The 19,074-nt window shown below is 62.8% G+C and carries 12 protein-coding genes and 4 pseudogenes; 9 read left to right on the top strand and 7 right to left on the bottom strand.

Features of this window, described 5'->3' with window-relative positions; genetic code table 11:
* Positions 1-48: 48 nt before the first annotated feature.
* A pseudogene (locus AC3WLT_RS23955) lies at positions 49-1,180 on the bottom strand (porin).
* A 150-nt stretch (positions 1,181-1,330) separates the two neighbouring features.
* Here AC3WLT_RS23955 and AC3WLT_RS23950 point away from each other — a divergent pair.
* From AC3WLT_RS23950 to AC3WLT_RS23920, 7 genes and pseudogenes are all read left to right on the top strand, one after another.
* The gene (locus tag AC3WLT_RS23950) at positions 1,331-1,819 is read left to right on the top strand and encodes a MarR family winged helix-turn-helix transcriptional regulator (protein WP_492594161.1); all 489 of its coding nucleotides are present in this window, start codon (positions 1,331-1,333) and stop codon (positions 1,817-1,819) included.
* A gap of 572 nt (positions 1,820-2,391) precedes the next feature.
* Positions 2,392-3,171, top strand: a pseudogene (locus AC3WLT_RS23945) (FAD-dependent monooxygenase); the annotation flags it as partial.
* 971 nt (positions 3,172-4,142) lie between these two features.
* Positions 4,143-4,709, top strand: coding sequence for a TIGR01841 family phasin (gene phaP, locus AC3WLT_RS23940; protein ID WP_492594160.1), 567 nt, complete (start codon positions 4,143-4,145; stop codon positions 4,707-4,709).
* Between the two features lie 365 nt (positions 4,710-5,074).
* On the top strand, positions 5,075-6,739 hold the full coding sequence (phaC, locus tag AC3WLT_RS23935) for a class I poly(R)-hydroxyalkanoic acid synthase (RefSeq protein ID WP_492594159.1): 1,665 nt from the start codon (positions 5,075-5,077) through the stop codon (positions 6,737-6,739).
* Positions 6,740-6,832: 93 nt separating this feature from the next.
* The gene (locus tag AC3WLT_RS23930) at positions 6,833-8,014 is read left to right on the top strand and encodes an acetyl-CoA C-acetyltransferase (protein ID WP_492594158.1); all 1,182 of its coding nucleotides are present in this window, start codon (positions 6,833-6,835) and stop codon (positions 8,012-8,014) included.
* A gap of 238 nt (positions 8,015-8,252) precedes the next feature.
* Positions 8,253-8,996, top strand: coding sequence for an acetoacetyl-CoA reductase (gene phbB / locus AC3WLT_RS23925; protein WP_492594157.1), 744 nt, complete (start codon positions 8,253-8,255; stop codon positions 8,994-8,996).
* A 528-nt stretch (positions 8,997-9,524) separates the two neighbouring features.
* Positions 9,525-9,776 (top strand): hypothetical protein, encoded by a 252-nt coding sequence (locus AC3WLT_RS23920; RefSeq protein ID WP_492594211.1) that lies wholly within the window; start codon positions 9,525-9,527, stop codon positions 9,774-9,776.
* 247 nt (positions 9,777-10,023) lie between these two features.
* Here the strand turns inward: AC3WLT_RS23920 and AC3WLT_RS23915 are convergent, their stop codons facing one another.
* Positions 10,024-10,599, bottom strand: a complete 576-nt coding sequence (locus AC3WLT_RS23915; RefSeq protein ID WP_492594156.1) for a hypothetical protein — start codon at positions 10,597-10,599, stop codon at positions 10,024-10,026.
* Between the two features lies 1 nt (position 10,600).
* Here AC3WLT_RS23915 and AC3WLT_RS23910 point away from each other — a divergent pair, with 1 nt between their 5' ends.
* Positions 10,601-13,846, top strand: a complete 3,246-nt coding sequence (locus tag AC3WLT_RS23910; protein WP_492594155.1) for a hypothetical protein — start codon at positions 10,601-10,603, stop codon at positions 13,844-13,846.
* Between the two features lie 587 nt (positions 13,847-14,433).
* On the opposite strand, the pseudogene AC3WLT_RS23905 reads toward AC3WLT_RS23910, so the two are convergent.
* A pseudogene (locus AC3WLT_RS23905) lies at positions 14,434-15,006 on the bottom strand (IS110 family RNA-guided transposase); the annotation flags it as partial.
* 6 nt (positions 15,007-15,012) lie between these two features.
* Here AC3WLT_RS23905 and AC3WLT_RS23900 point away from each other — a divergent pair.
* Positions 15,013-15,558: a DUF2059 domain-containing protein gene (locus AC3WLT_RS23900; RefSeq protein WP_492594154.1), complete on the top strand. Its 546-nt coding sequence runs from the start codon at positions 15,013-15,015 to the stop codon at positions 15,556-15,558.
* Positions 15,559-15,794: 236 nt separating this feature from the next.
* Here AC3WLT_RS23900 and AC3WLT_RS23895 read toward each other — a convergent pair.
* From AC3WLT_RS23895 to nikC, 4 genes and pseudogenes are all read right to left on the bottom strand, one after another.
* A pseudogene (locus AC3WLT_RS23895) lies at positions 15,795-15,905 on the bottom strand (IS110 family transposase); the annotation flags it as partial.
* 540 nt (positions 15,906-16,445) lie between these two features.
* Positions 16,446-17,225 (bottom strand): ABC transporter ATP-binding protein, encoded by a 780-nt coding sequence (locus tag AC3WLT_RS23890; protein WP_492594153.1) that lies wholly within the window; start codon positions 17,223-17,225, stop codon positions 16,446-16,448.
* Positions 17,222-18,100 carry an ABC transporter ATP-binding protein gene (locus AC3WLT_RS23885; RefSeq protein ID WP_492594152.1) on the bottom strand — a complete coding sequence of 293 codons (879 nt, stop codon included), beginning with the start codon at positions 18,098-18,100 and terminating at the stop codon, positions 17,222-17,224. The genes AC3WLT_RS23890 and AC3WLT_RS23885 overlap by 4 nt, the downstream gene beginning before the upstream one ends.
* A gap of 1 nt (position 18,101) precedes the next feature.
* Entirely contained in the window at positions 18,102-19,016 is a 915-nt protein-coding gene (gene nikC, locus AC3WLT_RS23880; protein ID WP_492594210.1) for a nickel transporter permease, read from the bottom strand.
* Positions 19,017-19,074: the final 58 nt, after the last annotated feature.

Below are 19,074 nucleotides of genomic sequence, written 5' to 3'. Positions count from 1 at the left end.
GGTGGGGCGGCGCGCGCCGTCGCCCGCTCGCGCCCCGCTCCTGCCGTGTCAGAAGAGGTGACGGATTCCCGCCATCAGGCCGGCTTGTCCGACGCCGGCCGCGGGCGTCGTGCCGCCGCCAGAACTCACGCTGTAACGCGCTTTTGCACTGTTTGCGAGATACGCACCTTGCAGGTAAACCGCAGCGGCTTTTGACAGGAAGTACGTTCCGCGCAGCGTGCCCATCGTGGCGCGCGCATCCTGCTCACGTGTGATGATCCGATACGCCTCGCCGTCCAGCGAGAACGCTGGCGTCACCTGATATGAGGCGCCGACGAAAAATAGATTCGAGCGTACCGCGGGGATCGCTGGCGAAACTGTCTCCACATCCCGGCCGACCCAGCCGGCACCGACCTTGACGCCGCCGAGCTTCGCATGGCCGTTTGCCTGCATCCGGCTGTCTTTGTCTGCCTCGCCGGTCAGCGCAAACGGCGCGGCGCCATCGAAGAAACTGGCGGCCGCGCCCGCGCCCCCGCGCTGCTCCTCATACGTTGCTGCAACGCCAAACATGTTCGCGTCGTACTTCAGCATCGCGCTCCATAGCCGGCATTCGGTCGAATGCCCCAGCCACCTGCCCCGCGCAGGTACCCTGGCCCGGCGAGTTGCCGGTGCCGGCGGAGTCGCGGCCGAACGAGTACGTTGCGCCGACAGTCAAACTGCTGAAGGTGCCCTTGTAGGCGACGGTGTTGTCGCTGCGAGCGTTCGGGATGTAGGCATCGAGCGAACCGATACCGTAGATGTCCGGCCCGATGATGTCCGAGTCGGACAGTCCCCTGTACGTCATCGTGTACTGTCGCCCGAACGACAAGGTGCCCCACGGCCCCTGCAGGCCGACCCACGCCTGCCGACCAAACAGCCGGCCGCCCTGGCCGGAATCGCCGCCGCGCAGATTGAATCCGCTCTCGAGCTGAAATACCGTCTTCAGGCCGCCACCGAGATCCTCGCTGCCGCGCAGCCCCCAGCGTGATGGCAGTTCACCAGTAATCCCAGGCATCCGGATGACCCGGTCACCGGCTGCGTTTGCATGGGAAACGTATTCGACGCCCGTGTCGAGTACGCCGTATAGCGTCACGCTGCTTTGTGCGAAAGCCGAGGCACCGATCAGTTCCAGTCCCCCCACCATCAATTTCGACAGCTTCATTGATCTCCGCTCCTGATGTGGAATTATTTGTTCGCAATACGAATAGGTCCGACGCTTTAAAAAGTGTACTTATCATGTGTATACTTATGAAAAGTGTGCCGAAGAAATGCGGTATCCTCTATTTGTGTTTACCCTGTCCTGCGCACCGCCATGACCACCAATCGATCTGTTGACTTATCCCTTGACGAGCTGCCCGGCCACTACATCCGCCGCCTTCAGCAGATGGCGGTTGCGATCTTTCTGGACGAGACCTCGGCGTACGGGATTACTCCCGTCCAATATGCAGCGATGCAAGCCGTGCACGACCGTCCTGAACTCGACCAGCGCTCGCTCTCACGCGCCATTGGTTTCGATACCTCGACCACCGGCGGGGTCATCGACCGGCTGGAGAAGAGGGGGCTGATGCGGCGCAACGCTTCGGCAGAAGACCGGCGCGTGCGGTTGCTGACGCTAACGGCCGAGGGTGAAGCGCTGCTCGACGAAGTACGGCCTGCCATGTTGCGGGCGCAGGTGCGCATGCTCGAACCGTTGCCCGCGTCTGAGCGTCAGAATTTCATGGCGATGCTGAAGGTTCTGGTGGCACGGTCTGACCATGAGTTCGGCGCTGCGCCGGACGAGGCGAATGACGGGTCCGCCTGACAGGTGGCCGCTCCTGACTCCCTGGCCGTCCAGTACGGCGCGGCATCAGGATGCGGACATTAAAGCCCGATAGCCGCCTCTGTACATTCAGCAAAATCCGATCGCTTCTACTTGCCGCCGACGGCCCGTCGAGCGGCGCATCACGCGTGACGTCGCGTCTCTCTGGGCAGCAAAGTTTCGGGGTCCACAAACCCATGATTTGCTCCGGCCCCTGAAGCGCTGCCTTGCCGCAGTACCGTCTGCCCGATATCGGCGCATGGAGCAGATCTGTCAGATGCGCAACCCGGAAATCCGGCGTATCGCATGTGCCGGGGAGCCCGAGACAGCCAATCCCGAGATATCGCCATCCCGAATCGCCTCGTCATAAGTCGCCCCCCGCCAGCCACCTGGCAGGTAGCAAATTACCTGGGGCAACAACCGGACATCCTGCTTGACGCTTATCCAGGCAACCGATGCCTCACGGGTTCGGGCCTCTTTGCGCGCTTTGCTCATCCGTTAGCGCACTGTGCCGACTTGCGGCCGAACACGTTGGTAAGAGCGCGCCTGTTGGGAAATTGAGGGTTACCCCTTATTTGGGGGCGGACGGTGTGCGCTCGGTAGTTCGCGCAAAGTACGTTGGCGATCCGCCGCGCGTCTCGGGCCACGTCGTTTATCGGGCGGTGGTCGACAGGAAGGACTTCCCGGCTGACCTGCAATGGAACGCGGCGAGTATCTGGGTCGGTCCGAACTGTCACCTGGTGCATTATCCGCTGCGCGGCGGCGAGCAATACAACGTCGTCGTGACTTTCCATAGCCGCAACAAGGAAGAGTGGGGCGTTACGGACGGCAGCCCCGAGGAAGTCCAGAGCTACTTCCAGGGCATCTGCCCGCGTGCCCGCCAACTGATCGAGCTGCCCAAGAGCTGGAAGCGGTGGGCGACCGCCGACCGTGAACCGATCGGCCAATGGACCTTCGGTCGCACGACGCTGCTTGGTGATGCCGCGCACCCGACGCTGCAATATCTGGCGCAGGGTGCCTGCATGGCGCTTGAAGACGCGGTGACGCTCGGCGAGGCGCTGCGCGTTAACAACAACGATTTTGAAAAAGCGTTCGACCTGTATCAGCGTTCGCGGGTCGCCCGTACCGCACGGATTGTGCTGTCGGCGCGCGAGATGGGCCGCATCTTCCACGCCCAGGGCGTCGAACGCCTGGTGCGCAACGAGCTGTGGAAGGGTCGCTCGGCCGAGCGCTTCTATGACGCGATGGATGCGTTCGAAGCGATGTTGGCGGCTGACAGGAAGCGCGGTGATTTCTGCTTTGGCAACACCCCGACGCTGGCCGATGTCTACCTGATTCCGCAGGTGGAAAGCGCGAGACGGTTCAACGTGGATCTTGGTCCCTGGCCCAATATCCGCGCGGTCGATGCCGCCTGCAGCCAGCTTGATGCGTTCCGTTTGGCTGCGCCTGCGTTGCAGCCTGACGCAGGCTGAAAACGCCTGGCATGGCCAATCGTCACGGCCCGCTCGATTCACCCGGGCCGCGGTCTGACTTCGATTCAGGAGCATTTTTCACTATATGCACGGTGCAGGGCAAGGTGGTCATCGATGATGACGCCCTCGTCATGCAGACGTCGCGCGACCATGGTGCGGGAATCAGGACAACACACCAGCGCAAACAGCCGTATTGACAACCCGCTCAGCCACCCAACATATTGAAGTGACATGTTCTATATAAGAATCATTGTTCGTTATGCGAACAAATACCCGTGAGGTGACGGGACGGCATTTGTTGACCGGACGCGGACACCTTCTTGATGAGATTTGCGCATCGCGAAACGTTGCGCCGAAATTTTCCGTTATGGTCTGACCAATTTCGACCTGGTAAGGTTTGTCTGCAAGACGACAGAGGTGTGTTTGCGTCAGTCCGCCGCCGCAGGCCAATAGCGGCTGCTTCCGCGTACTCCGCCGTTCCAGATGGCTCGGCAGATTGGCGCCGCGCATGAGCGTCTGCATCGGCAATACGTGCACGCCTGGAAGAGGTCGGAACTTTTCAAATCGCTTGGCAAAAAACGGACCGCTCGGGAGACAAGTGTTTACCCTAATAAACAGAAATCTCAAATTGTTAAGTAGCTGTATTAGAATTTCCGTCAGGAAATACTGATTTTTCTGTAGGGAAAGCCTTAGCGTCATCATGGTGCGCCTCTCGAGTTCGCACGCGTGTCGCCCACTAACGGTGCAGTGCACAATGGCCTGGCTCCCACCCGTCCATTAAATCCCTGATTCGCAACAACCCAACCTACGGGCCAGTCAGATCCGCTTTTCGTACTACTAACGGAGCAGCATCAATGAGCATTTTCGTGCCCGCAGAACTTGTGTCCAGTTACAAGACCAGCGTCACTGCGCTGTTCGCGCTGGCAAATCCGGTATTCCAGGGTGTTCAGGCGGTGATTGAACTCAACCTGCAGGCGGTAAAGGCTGCCTTGGCGGAAGGCGAAGACAACCTGGGCGACGCATTCTCGGGCAAAAACCCGGCGGAACTCCTCGCTCGCCAGCTCAACGTTACTCAGCAGTTCGCCGGGAAGACGGCATCGTACAGTCGTCACCTGTTCGAGATTGTCTCGGGCAGCCAGGCGGAACTGGGGAAGGTTGCGCAAGCGCAATATGAAGAACATGGCAGCAAGGTACAAACGCTTGCAGACCATCTCGCGAAGAGCGGGCCAGTCGGCTCGGAGGCCGCGATCGCCGTGATGAAATCGGCGTTTTCAACCGCCAGCACCGCGGCCGAGACGGTACGCGCGGCGGCCAGACAAGCCATCGAGGCGGCACAAGGCAACTTTGCCGCTACGACTGCCCCTGCTTCGAAGGCTGGCCAGCAGGTCGCCGCGCAGGGGTCGCGCGCTGCGAAGCAGTAACGGCAGAACCCTGAACCGCTGCGCGTTGCCTGTCACGGCTCTGCGCAGTACAACCGTCTTTTGCACCTTGACCGGCTGCTCCAGAACGCCGGGCATCGCGCGCTTCGCGCAGTCAGCAGGCAGCGCTGGAACTTCCCCGTTAATTCCCGGCACGGTTTCGCGGAGATCTTTGGCTGACCGGTATGACCATGTCTGAACAATCCTTCACTTCCTCACCAACGGACCGGACGACCGCCTTGCAGGATCCGCTGGGCGACTGGCTACACGCGTGGCGTGCACTGATCAGTCCAGCTGGATGGTTTGCTACAACATCGGGCGAGGCTGCCGAGGCTCCGCCGCACGGGTTTATGTCCTTTGGGTCCCAGATGGCGAGTTTCACGCCGTGGGTGGCTCGGAGTCTGTTTTCCGCCCCGACCGCGGCGCCGCTCAGCGCCAGAGTTGTCCCCGAGCGCCTGCTGGATGCATGCGCTGCCTACGCGCGCGAATGCCTTGGACTATGGCAGCAGGCAACTGCACAAAACACGGGTGCTCCCGACCTGTCCGATCGCCGCTTCAAGTCCGATGCGTGGAAAACCAACCCGTTGCTGGGGTTCATCGCCGCCGGGTATCTGGCGGGCGCACGGCATCTGGATGAACTCGTGAATGCCGTTGACGCTGACGCGAAAACACGCGGGCGCATTCGTTTTGTCGTTCAGCAATGGTTGGCGGCGGTAGCGCCATCCAATTTCCTGCTCCTGAATCCGGACGCGCAGAAATCTCTGCTCGATAGCAATGGCGAGAGTCTGCGGCGGGGGGGGACGAACCTGCTCACTGACATCACGCGCGGCAAGCTGTCGCAGACCGATGAATCACGCTTTGTTGTCGGCGAGAACCTCGCGAACACCGAAGGCTCGGTCGTGTTCGAAAACGACCTGATCCAGCTGATTCAGTACACGCCGCGCGCGGCTACCGTTTATGAGCGGCCACTCCTGATTGTGCCGCCTTGCATCAACAAGTTTTACATCCTCGATCTTCAGCCAGAAAGTTCGCTTGTCCGTCATGCGCTGGACGAGGGGCATCAGGTATACGCCATTTCGTGGCGTAACCCCGATGCGTCGCTCGCGCACAAAACGTGGGACGACTACGTGGAAGAGGGGATTTTGCAAACGATCAACGCTGTCAGGAAGATTTCCGGCAGCAAGCAGGTCAACGCACTGGGCTTTTGCGTTGGCGGCACGTTGCTCGCAACAGCACTCGCCGTGCTCGCCGCGCGCGGCGAACGTCCTGTGGCATCGCTGACGTTGCTGACTGCAATGCTCGATTTTTCAGACACGGGCGTGCTCGACATTTTTGTCGACGAGGCTCAGGTCCAGAGTCAGGAACTTGCTATCGGCGGCAAGAACGGCGCACTTCCGGGTGTCATTCGCGGTGCCGACCTGGCAGCCACATTCTCGTTCCTGCGGCCAAACGAGCTGGTGTGGAACTACGTCGTCGACAACTATCTGAAGGGTCAAACGCCGCCGCCGTTTGACCTGCTGTACTGGAACAGCGATTCGACCAATTTGCCCGGGCCGATGTACGCGTGGTACCTGCGCCATACGTATCTTGAGAACAGGCTGCGTGAACCCGGCGCGCTCACGGTGTGCGGCGCGCCGGTTGATCTTGGCCGGATCGACGTGCCGGCTTTCATTTACGGGTCACGGGAAGATCATATCGTGCCGTGGCAGACGGCCTATGCGTCGGTGTCGTTGCTGAAGGGGCCGCTGAGGTTTGTGCTCGGGGCTTCGGGGCACATCGCGGGTGTGATCAATCCGCCGTCGAAAAACAAACGCAGCTACTGGGCAATGGGCGGCGATAGTAAGCCATTACCCGCTTCCGCTGACGAATGGCTCGCGGTCGCGGCGGAGCATCCAGGCAGTTGGTGGCCCGCATGGACCGGCTGGCTTGCGCAGCACGGTGGCGAGCGCGTGGGGAAGAGTCCTGGCGAAGGCTCGAACGCGTATCCGGTCATCGAGCCGGCGCCGGGGCGTTACGTGAAGCAGTGTGCGTAAGGGGCCTGACTGTAGCGCAATGACTTGCCACGGCAAGTGCAGCAGCGTGGTTGGAGCGATTGAAGGTTATTTGTTTTCATATCAGGAGTTGGAATGACTGAAGTTGTGATCGTATCGGCGGCACGTACTGCTGTCGGCAAATTCGGCGGGTCGCTGGCGAAGATCGCTGCGCCCGAACTCGGCGCGACGGTGATCCGCGCCGTTCTGGAACGCGCGGGCCTGAAGCCTGACCAAATCAGCGAAGTCATTCTGGGTCAGGTGCTGACGGCTGGCTCCGGCCAGAATCCGGCCCGCCAGTCGCTGATCAAGGCAGGGTTGCCCTCTGCCGTGCCGGGCATGACGATCAACAAGGTCTGCGGCTCGGGCCTGAGAGCCGTGATGCTCGCTGCCAACGCGATCATCGCGGGCGATGCGGACATCGTCATCGCCGGTGGCCAGGAAAATATGAGCGCCGCGCCGCACGTGCTGCCGGGCTCGCGCGATGGCTTCCGCATGGGCGACGCGAAGCTGATCGACAGCATGATCGTCGACGGCCTGTGGGACGTGTACAACCAGTACCACATGGGCGTGACCGCTGAGAACGTCGCGAAGGAATACGGCATTACGCGCGAACAGCAGGATGCGTTCGCGGCTTTGTCACAGAACAAGGCGGAAGCCGCACAGAAGGCGAGCCGTTTCGATGATGAAATCGTGCCGGTCGAGATTCTCCAGCGCAAGGGCGACCCGCTGCGCTTCGTGACCGACGAGTTCGTGCGCCACGGTGTCACGGCCGAATCGCTCGCGGGCCTGAAGCCGGCCTTTTCGAAGGAAGGCACGGTCACGGCGGCGAATGCTTCAGGGCTGAACGACGGTGCGGCGGCAGTGGTCGTGATGTCGGCAAAGAAGGCCGAAGCGCTCGGCCTCACGCCGCTCGCACGCATCAAGGCTTACGCGAATGCGGGCGTCGATCCGAAGGTGATGGGCATGGGCCCGGTGCCAGCATCGCGTCGCTGTCTGGAGCGCGCGGGCTGGAGCCCGGCGGATCTCGACCTGATGGAAATCAACGAGGCGTTTGCAGCGCAGGCGCTCGCCGTGCACAAGCAGATGGGCTGGGACACGTCGAAGGTCAACGTAAACGGCGGCGCCATCGCGATCGGCCATCCGATCGGCGCGTCCGGTTGCCGCATCCTCGTCACGCTGCTGCACGAAATGCAGAGGCGCGATGCGAAGAAGGGTCTGGCGTCGCTGTGTATCGGCGGCGGCATGGGTGTGGCGCTCGCAGTCGAGCGTGGCTAACCATTCAACGCATATGAAGCGGTGTGTTTGCGACGCGTGTTGTCGCCCGCAGACGAACCGCACTTTATTCGCGCGATATCAGCAGCTAAAAAACCGCGTGATTTGAGCAATGCTGAGTCCGTTACCTTTGGTCCCGCCGGAGACGGCGACGCATTGCGGCAAGGCCGGTGGCAGCAGGTGCAGCGCTGCCATTGGAAATTCACGACTCTCGCAGACACTAATATCACGGATGGATAGGATGACGAAACGAATCGCGGTAGTGACAGGCGGTATGGGTGGCCTTGGAGAAGCGATCAGCATGAAACTGCATGACGCGGACTATGCAGTGGTAGTTACGTACTCACCGAACAACACCGGTGCGGATGAGTGGCTCGCAAGAATGGAATCTCAAGGGTACAAGTTTCGCGCCTACCCCGTGGACGTGGCCGACTATGACTCGTGCCAGCACTGTGCGGCGAAGATTCGGGCTGAGGTTGGTCTGGTCGACATTCTCGTGAACAACGCGGGTGTCACGCGAGACATGACGCTTAAGAAGCTGGATAAGGTCAACTGGGACGCGGTCATCCGAACCAATCTGGATTCGGTCTTCAACATGACCAAGCCGCTGTGCGAAGAGATGGTTGCGCGTGGCTGGGGTCGGGTCATCAATATTTCGTCCGTCAACGGTTCGAAGGGCTCCATCGGCCAGACCAACTACGCAGCGGCCAAGGCTGGCATGCACGGCTTCACCAAATCGCTGGCGCTGGAAGTGGCGCGCAAGGGCGTAACCGTCAACACCATTTCGCCGGGTTATCTCGCCACCAAAATGGTGACGGCGATTCCGCAGGAAATCCTGGATACGAAGATCCTGCCGCAGATTCCGGCCGGTCGTCTCGGCAAGCCGGAGGAGGTGGCATCGCTGGTCGTCTACCTGTGCTCCGACGACGCCGGCTTTGTGACGGGGTCCAATATCGCAATCAACGGCGGCCAGCATATGCAGTGAGGCGGCGCAACGCATCAACGCTCACGTCACATTGACCATTCCGCGCGAGGTCTGCTGCATCGTACGCAGAGACCCGCCGGAATACGAAGTTGCCACGCCGTCAGGTCGGATTTACCGGACGGCGGCATGGCGTAGCGACAGTGTGGCTGGCCCCACGGCCTTGGAGTCGTTGGGGGATTGATGCGATACCACTGTTCTTCCAGGAGGAACCCGGCATGAGCGAGACATGGGTGGGGCTGGTGATCGGATGCTCGGCGCTCGCTATCGCGCTGCCACTGGTGATGGCTCACTATCGCCGTGAACGACATCGGGCACGACTGCTTCGACACCTGGATCATCATGACTGGTGGTATCACACGCGTTGGCGATAGTGACCGCTCCACTCGCGTATTCAGAAATACAGATCACATGGGGGATCCAATGACGACTGCTGCCCGTCACAAAAACGATCCGTTGTATCTGGAAGAAATGGTGATCCGGCTTGATCAGCTATCGTGCGCACCAATCTTATGTGGGAAAATCAACGTGATGAAGAAGACGAGAATTTCGATCATTCTGTTCGTGCTGGCCGTGCTCAGCCCGCTGGCGCATGCGAGCCTGGCTACAGGTGCTCACGAGTTCAAGAACGATGTCAAGACGGCAGGAAAGAAGAGCGGACATGCTGTGCGCGATGCCGCGCACGCGGTCGGCCACGGTACGAAGAAGGCCGGCCATGCCGTTGCCGATGCAACAAGGCACGGCTATCACGCGACGAAAAAGTTCGTGACAGGGCACGGCTAAGGGTCGCTTCGCGGCAACTGAGGCGGCGACTGCGGAGCCGGCCACAACCGCCCGACCGCCAGCTTTCGTGGCATTAGGGGCCCAGCTGCTACGTCACGTGGGGTTGGACGCCCGGCAGTTTGCGTGTGGCGTCATCGGGCAGAAGCCGGCCAGGAGCGGTCCTCCACGCATGAGCCACAAAGCAGCCGTTCGGCGGTGGACTTGGAGCACACCCAGCGGGCAGGCTGGCTCGAAGTAGCCGTCGCACTCATTTGCGCCATCGCGCAATGACATCACCAAACGTCACGTCGCGCCATTGCTCCTTCCACTCGTTGTGAACTTCGACACTCTGGGAGTGTGGCTCGGGGCTTGGAAGCGGCATTTTGGTGACTGCCGGTAGCAATACAGCATCACCCACAACGACGCATTCGCCAGGCGCAAGGTTTGGCAAGCTTTCGGTAATGAGTTTTTCCTTGTTTAATAAGTTGTTGTGTGCGTAAGTACCGAGCCCCTTACGAAAAGTTACGTTAGCAAAGAAAAATGCTGTCCCCGTGTGATGAGCCGTCATTAGACGGCGGTGTTTTCGCGAGTGGAACAGCTCGAATAGCTCGTCCGAACACGAAAGCGTGTCGCCCGGCGATACACATTTTCGCGTCACGCCGCCCACCTTATGCAAAACGGATATATGCGCGGGTTCGCTGCGGGAGCAAAGCTTTCGTCGGCGCACGCCGACCGACTCACTGCTGACCCATATGCTGGCGCCCGACTGACCGGCCCGTCCGCCCATTGTTCGCGAGACGACCCGTCGGCATGCCACTTCGTCTACTGCGACAGCGGAGGTCACTATGTCTTCATCCTGTTCGACGTCACTGCCGAGCGCGCCTCACCCGTCCGTCGAGGTTCCGTCTCCACAGGGCCTTACCGCGGCCCAATCGGCTGCCGGTGCAGCGGTGCGCGGCACCACGAAATCTCGCGGCGGCCATGCGACGCTCGATGCACTGCGCGCGCTCGGCAAGCAAACCCAAAAGGCGCTCAAGGCGACCGGCAAGACCGTCGCGACGCCGTTCTACAGCACCACGTGGGTAGAGCCGCGCCGCGCCCGGCCGAAGCCCAAGCTCGACCGCCTGCTCACGCCGGACGCCGACGCGGGCCGACCGCGCTCGCTCGGTCGCAAGCACGAGCGCAACATTGCTTCGCTCCCGCTGAACGCCAGCGCCGAAAGCAAGGCGAAGCCCGCGCACGAAAACATACAGGCCGGTCTGCCTGCGAATCTGCTGACCGCGCACGGAATGCCCGAGTACGTGAAGCGGCAGTGGAAAGAAATCGAAACCGCCGGACGTTTTATCGAAGCGGATGTCGACGCGCTCGTCGCAGCGCTGCAGCAACTGGCGTCCGCCCGCGTCGCCGCCGGCGTCGACCCAGCCGACGCATTTGCGAAGGCGGTGATGGTGTCGCACGCATTGGCACAAGCGAGCGACAGCGACCCCGCGCGCGCGCGGCATGCACTGCAAGCGCTGCGCGGCGACGGTGCCGCAGCGGACCCTGCGGTGCAGGCCGACGCGCTGCGTTTGCAGATCGTGCTGGGCAAGAGCGGCGTCGGCCTCGACACGCTGCTGCAGATCGCGCCGCACCTGATCGGCCCGCGCGTCGCCGAGGCCGGCTCGGAAGCTGCGGAAATCCAGCGCGACGCGTTCCGGCATGCGTTGCGCGCGGCCGGCCATCTGCTGCAAAGGCAGCCGCTGCCCGGACTGACCAGCCTCGAGCAGCTGGCCGATCTCGCGGACACGAATCTGCCCGCCGCACAACGCACGCGCACGGTCGAACCGAACCCGGCCGGGTCCGCACGCGACGGCACGCATTGGAGGATCGATCCGCGCGACACGCTCACCGCGAAAGCGCTGGTGGCCGCGCTGACGCTGAAGGCGGATCCGCACGCGGAGCTGCCGCCGCACCTGGCCGACGCGTATCTGGCATGGCGCAACGGCTTCAGCAAGGAAGGCCCCGGCACCGAGCTGGAGCGCACGCGCGAGCGTTCGTTCAAGCTGTTCAAGTACGTCGAACGCGCCGCGTCTTACGGCAAGCTGGGCCGGGTGCTGTCCGGACTGGCAGGCAAGAAGAAGTCGCCGCTCATTGCGTTGCAGGCCTTCGGCACCCGCGGCGCGCTGTTCGGTCACCCGGACGATCAGTTCGCGGCGTTCACTACAGCGCTCGGCTCGGTGAAGCAGCGTTTGCGCGATGCGCTGCTCGGCAACACGCTGCCGCAGCGCGAGCGAGCGCTGTGCGCCGCGAGGCTCGCGGCGCTCGATCACTGGGAGCAGCGCATGGCCGCGAGCGGCCTGCGCGAGCACACCCGGCTCGGCCGCGCGGAGCGCGACACGATCGCCGTGCGCGCGCGGGCGCTGATGTCCAGCGGGCCAGTCATCGGTGTCGCCGGCGAAGCGGTCGACGATGCCGATCGGCAGCCCAGCCGCGCACGCAATGTAGCGCTGATACGCGAACAGGTGGACGGGTTGAAGCGTCTGACGCCCGCGCACCTCGAGAGCTGGGCGCGCGAAGCATGGGCGCTGGCGGATGCCCCCGTACCGACCGAGGTCGAGCAACACCTCGGCCGCTTCCGCCAGTGGTTCGACCGGGACGTGCGCACGCATGGCGACGGCACCGACGCGCAATTTACCGCGCTCGAAGAACTGATCAGGACCATGCCGGACACGTACGACATGCGCTTTACCGGCGGCGGCAGCTACGGCGTGGCGAGCGTGCCCGCCGAGTCGCTGGCGGCGCTATCGAGCAAAGCCGCCATACCGGCGCTCGTGGCGCTGCCGGACGGCGGCTACCTGAAGGGCCGCCACGCGGTGATGGACATTGGCTCGAGCGAGCATTTCGGACACCTGTTCATCGGCTCCGACGCGCGCACATCGCGCTATGGCGGGATCGGCGCGTTCGCCGGCTGGACCGTCGGCGGCAAGAAGCACGACGTCGCGACGATCGGCGTGTCCGGCGGCGTGCGCTTCGGCCGTACGTCGGGCGGCGCGCGCGGCGTGTCGATCCGCGTGCGCCGCTCCGAATCGGAACGCATCGGCGGGCCGCCGGACGCGTGGCGCAGCAGACTGGTCGACGTGCTCGCGACCGCACGCACCTGCGGCCCGGCAGGCGGTCCGCCCCGCAACGCCGACGAGCTGTGGAGCGGTCTGGCGCGCAAGTTCGCGAAAGACCCGGCGGTGTCGATCAACTGGACCGAAAACCGCAACGAGACCGGGTACGTGAGCGGTTCGGCCAGTGCAACCGCGCGCTTCGGCACGCCGCGCACGCGGGTGGGGCCGGCGTTTTCGGCTGCGCTGACCAGCTCGGCTACACGCAATCGCATCGACGACAAGACCGGCAGCCTCGCGGTAAACGCGGCAACCAACAGTCGCGGACTGTCCGCGACGGTCAGCGCGACGCTGGTCGAGACCCTGCCGGGCGCCGAGCTGCCGCATGGCGGGGTGCCTGCGCACGAGCGCGGCCGCGTTGCCGCGCTGGGTTTCCCGACGGTGCCCTACGTGGGCATCGGCACGACGCTCGTCGTCAACAACACCGCTGCGGCACTGCGCGTGGGTCGCGACGGCGATCGTGTCGCCGCCAGGCTCTCGTTCAAAGACACCGAGTTCGGCACCTTCGAGGAGTTCAAGCAGTACGTCGATCACTACCGCCCGCGATTCGTCAGCGGGCAAGGCGGCGGCGAAGAAGCCCAGCGCAAGCTCGACGAGATGCTGACGCTCGTCGGACACGGCCACGCCGGCAACGTGATAACAGGTGAGCGTCGTTATATGGCCGACCACGCGGGCAAGCGGCTCGACTTCCTCTACAAGTTGCGCGGGCACCACGAGACGCAGCCCGCATCGTCGGCGCGCGCGGCCGAGTTGGCAAAGATCGACGCCGAGATCGCCCAGACGCTCGGCGACGACAGCAGTTGGCGGCGACCGACGCTGTATGTACTGGAGGCGCTCGCCGCACAGCGCACGGCCGGCCTGTCGTTCATGCTCAATGCGCAGAGCACGCAGTCGGTGTCGGGCGTGCGTGAGCTGTCGGTACTGGTGCCTACGTCGTCCTGATCGCCGCGGTCAATGCGGCGATATCCACGGGTGCAGGTGCGTGATACGCGCGCCGTGCCCCGGCACTCAGCCGATCAGAACCCTTCAACGATGCGACGATTCAACGATGCCGTTCTCATGACCCCGACCCCGGTCGTTGCATGTGCCTTCCGGCCATGCCTTCAGTTGGGCCCACAACGACTCGTTGAGCTTTCCACGGTGGACACTGGCATCCAGGTTGCCGAGTTTCCGCTGGATTTGTTGAGGTCCGTTAATTCCGCTAAGGAAACTACAAGGGCTTCCCCGTTAAGCGCAAGCTCAAGCGTGGTTCTTTGTTAATGTGCTGCAATGCCATTCGGGTGCGTGTGAGAAGGTGAAGGACTGCGGTACTACAACCGGTCGTGTTGGGCCTTTGGCCCGGACCCTGATGAAAAACGCGCGCGAGGGCCTCGTTCGCTGACCGGGAATGAAATCCCTGTAGCCTTATCAGGTACGCCCCACGCGGGTCCAACCCGCTTCACATCACCGCTGGCAGTGCAAAGTGATCGTCTATTCGCTCATGATGTCCGTCGCGCTGGCAGGTTAGGGTCGATGGATCCGCACGGTGGTCATGCTGCAACGGTTTCGTACCTGAAGTCGCCGTCGTATTTCAGGATCGCCCAGGCCATTCGCGCATTCTTGGCCGCAATGGCGACGGCCGCACGCCAATATCCGCGCCGCTCGACCAGGTTTCGTACCCAGCGGCTGATGCGGTCCTGCTTCTCGCCGAGATTCGCAATGACGGCGCGAGCTCCGAGCACCAGCAGACTGCGCAGATAAGGGTCGCCTGCCTTCGTGATACTGCCCAGCCGTGCCTTGCCACCGCTGCTGTGCTGGCCCGGCGTCAGACCGAGCCATGCGGCCACCTGGCGTCCATTCCAGAAGTCATGTCCGGCACCCAGGCTCGCAAGCAAGGCACTGGCCGTCGTCGGTCCGATGCCACGCAATTGCATGAGTCGCCGACTGCGCGCATCCTCACGCGCGATTTCGCTGATTGCGCGATCGTATTCGACCAGCCGGTCCTCGATGTTGCCGGCATGCTCAAGCAGATCGCTGATGGACCGCCTGGCCCAGCCCGGCAGAGCATCCAGATGTGCGACGATTTCTCTTCGCAAACGCTCGGGGCTCTGTGGCAACACCACGCTGCCATGATGAAAGCCTGCCTTGTCGCCTTGCTGATCATGGTGATAGCCAGCTGCGCCGCCTTCGAACCGGCCGTCGCGATCGCGCAGGCGCCGCTGGGTCAGCGGGCTTTACCGCCTCTCGCAGCCGACGCGGGTGATCCGGCCAAGCAGCCCGCGATCGATAACCTGCTCAACGTGATCGACGCGCAACAGCGTGTCAGTGCGATCGCCAATAGTGCGCGCACGCAGGCGCAGCAAATGGTGCCGTCGATCCTGTCGGAAGCGTTGCGCGCGAACACGACGCTGTCGGAGCAGGAAAAGCAGGCGGCCGTACCGACGCTGCAGAAAGACGCCGTGCCGAAGATCGTCGGCTCGGCCGGCGAGGTATTCACGACCAGTCCGTTCAGGCAGGCCGCAATGCAACTGGAAGCCGACGCGTACAGCCGGTACTACACGGCGCAGGAAATCGACGATCTGACCATGTTCTACGAGAGCCCGGCTGGGCGCAGGTTCCTCGCAGTGCAGGACCAGTTCGGGCGTGAGGTGGTGAACAGCCTGATGGCCAAGTAGAGGTCCTGTTGGCGGCGGTGCAAATCCGACACTAAACGGCGGCGCAAGGTTAAGTAAAAGCGTCAACAACCGTGGCCAGTCGTTGGCGCCCATGGTCGAGCGTGCCGGTCGTTAGTCAGAATGGATCGGCCTCGTTGTCACGAGGAGGGTGAGGGTTTCCAGGAGGAGGGTGAGGGTTTCCAGGAGGCGAGCGCTGTTCGCGCAGCAGTTCATTGAGCGCAATCTGATAGTGCCGGACGCTTGCGGCTCAGTTTTTTGCGGAACACGGCCTTTCCTTTTGCGTCCTGCCCATGCAGATGAAAGCTGTGTTTGCCCAGATCGATACCAACGAGCGTTACGTCGTCCATGATGGTCTCCAGTTCGGTATGAACACTGCCAGCCTAACCTGTCCGGCGGGGCGGGGCGGACCATCACATTAGTTGGGGAGGCTCCCAGGACGGCCGCTCGAGCATCTGGGCGCGGCGCAGAGTTTCGCAAAGCCAAACGCGCCGTGCCCAACACCCGTTGGTCGCAATGCCGATCGGGCCTCCCCCAGTAAAGAGCTCCCGGGATCAAGAGCGGCCACGACTTTGCGCACAAGCCCGTAGATGCAGGGCGTCCCCTCAATGGCGGAAAGGACGCCAAGTGTGAACGCCAGGTCCTGCTCTTTACCACCGGCGATCAACGTCTCCTGCCGAGCCTCAAGCCCGCCAGACAGGTCCGGAAACACCGAGGCGAGCAGCCTTGCTCCGTCATAAGTGAGCAACTGTTGCGCGGTGTCAAACCAAGTCCGAGCGCCTTCGAGCACGATGTCGAGAGCGGCCGCAAGCGGAGATTTATAAGTTCGTGCACGGCGTATGGAATCGCGTCATACCCTGTCGCTGTTGCCGGGTAAGTATGGAGACTGTCTATGAAGCGTCCAGGCCGTTCGCTTTGACCGTCTTGCGCTGATAACCTCCAGTAGCGAGCAGCAGGCTGCGCGTGTAATCGTCCTCAACCTGCTGCGCGCGGATCGCATCGATACCGAGTTCTTCGACGATCTCGCCGTTGCGCATCACGGCCACGCGCGAACAGAGAAAGCCAATCACCGCGAGGTTGTGGCTCACCAGGATCATCGTCAGATTGCGTTCGCGGTGGAGCCGTCGCAGGAGATTGAGGATTTCGGCCTGCACGGACACATCGAGCGCAGATGTCGGTTCGTCGAGCAGCAGCACGCGCGGCTCGACGATCAGCGCCCGCGCGATCGCGACGCGCTGCCGCTGGCCGCCCGACAGCTGATGCGGATAGCGGAACCGGAACGCCGGACCCAGCCCGACCTCGCGCAGCGCGTCGGCGATCCGCTCGTCCTGCCGGTCGATGCCATTGATCGTCAACGGTTCGCGCAAGGTCTGATCGACCGTGAAGCGCGGGTGTAACGATCCGTACGGATCCTGAAACACCATCTGCACGTCCCGGCGGGACGAGCGATCGATCTTTTCTCCGGGGACATGCGAGCCGATTTTCATCTGGCCGCCAGCGGCGGGCGCGAGGCCCGTCAGCGCGCGCAGGATGGTCGACTTGCCAGAACCGGATTCGCCGACGAGTCCAAACGCTGCACCTTCACCCACGTGAAAGCTCGCGTTGCGGACCGCATCGAAGTAACCGGTCTTCGTTTTGAACCGAACCGTCAGGGCCTTGACATCGATCATGCGGAGACTCCCGTCGATTGAGTGAGCCACGCCGGGTCGCGCTTCAACACAGGCAGTTCATCAAGCGGATTGACGAGCGGCGGATTCGCCGCGAGCAGCCCGCGCGTATAAGGATGCTGCGCATGCACGAGATCGCGCGCAGCGCACGTTTCCACCACGCGTCCCGCGTACATCACGACGACGCGGTCGCAGAACGACATCACAAGCGGCAGGTCGTGGCTGATGAAAATGAGCCCCATGTCGTGCTTTTCGATCATCTCGTCGAGAATGCCGAGCACCTGCATCGACACGAGCACGTCGAGTGCGCTGGTGGGTTCGTCGGCGATCAGAAGGCGCGGGCCGGACGACACCATCATCGCGATCATCACGCGCTGGCCCATGCCGCCGGACAACTCGTGCGGATACGCATCGGCGACGCGCTCCGGATTGCGGATATGCACGGCAGCGAGCGCCGCGACGATCTTCTCGCGCATCTCACGGCGACTGAGTCTCGGGCCATGCAGTGCGAACGCCTCTTGTATCTGCTGCGCGACCGTCATCACCGGATTCAGCGAATATTTCGGGTCTTGCAGGATCATGCCCATCTGCTGACCGCAAAGCAGCCGGCGCCTGTGCGGGGACATCGCCAGCAGGTCTTGGCCGTCGAACTTCATGGTCTTCGCGAAGTATTGCGCGGCTGGCGGCAGCAGGCCGAGCAGCGCGCGCCCGGTCAGCGATTTGCCCGAACCGGATTCGCCGACGATGCCCAGGCGCTCGCCCCGGTTGAGCGTCAGCGACAGGCCGCGCACGGCTTCTGTCAACTCGCCGTCGTGACCGCGAAAGCCGATGCGCAGATCGTCGATGTCGCACAGCGGCTGCGTTGTATTGGGCTGCATGTCAGCCGCCATGACGCGGATCGAAGACGTCGCGCAGACCGTCACCGAGCAGATTGAAGGCGAGACTCACCAGAAGGATCGCAAAGCCTGGGATGGTGGCAACCCACCAAGAGTCGAGCAGCACGTTACGGCCGGATGCGACCATGAAACCCCACTCGGGACTCGGCGGTTGTGCGCCAAGCCCCAGAAACCCGAGACCCGCGACAGTGAGAATGATGCCTGCCATGTCGAGCGTCGCGCGCACGATGACCGACGACGAGCACAACGGCACGATATAGCGCAGCAGGATGCGCAGCCGCGATGCACCCTGCAGGCGCGCGACGTGAATGAAATCGGCCTGGACGAGCCGCAACGTCTCGGCGCGCGCGAGACGCGCATACGCCGGCCACGCGGTAATCGAAATCGCGATCACCGCATTGATGACGCCGGGGCCGAGCGCGGCAGCGAACGCCAGCGCGAGAACGATTTTCGGGAACGCGAGCGCCACGTCGGTGATCCGCATCAGCACGTTGTCGACCCAGCCGCCGAAGAAGCCGGCGGTGGTGCCAATCAGCAGGCCCACGGGAACGACGATCACCACCACGAGAATCGCAATCGAAAGCGTGAGCCGCGAGCCGTATATCAGGCGCGAGAGAATGTCGCGTCCAAGCTGGTCGGTGCCCAGCCAGTGAGACGCGGAGCCGGGCGGCGTAAGGCGGTCGGACAGCACCTGCTGCAACGGATCATGCGGCGCGATCAGCGGTCCGATTGCCGCGACGACGATCAGCAGTGCAAGAATCACAAAACCGAAGACGGACAGGGGATTGCCTGCGAAACGCTGCCAGCGGCGATAGGCAAGACCGAGCGCGGCCTGTTTGCGGGACGCGGGCGTGTCGCTCAGCAGCCAGTCTTTCCAGTGTCGGGGCGCGGCATTCATCGGCCAGTCCTGCGTTTGCGCAGATTCATCGGAAGGGGGGAGCACGAAAGAGACCTCC

This window comes from Paraburkholderia sp. FW306-2-2C-D06C, from assembly GCF_058781505.1.
The sequence above is the reverse complement of the archived record's forward strand: the minus strand, read 5'-3'. Positions and strand labels throughout refer to the sequence as shown.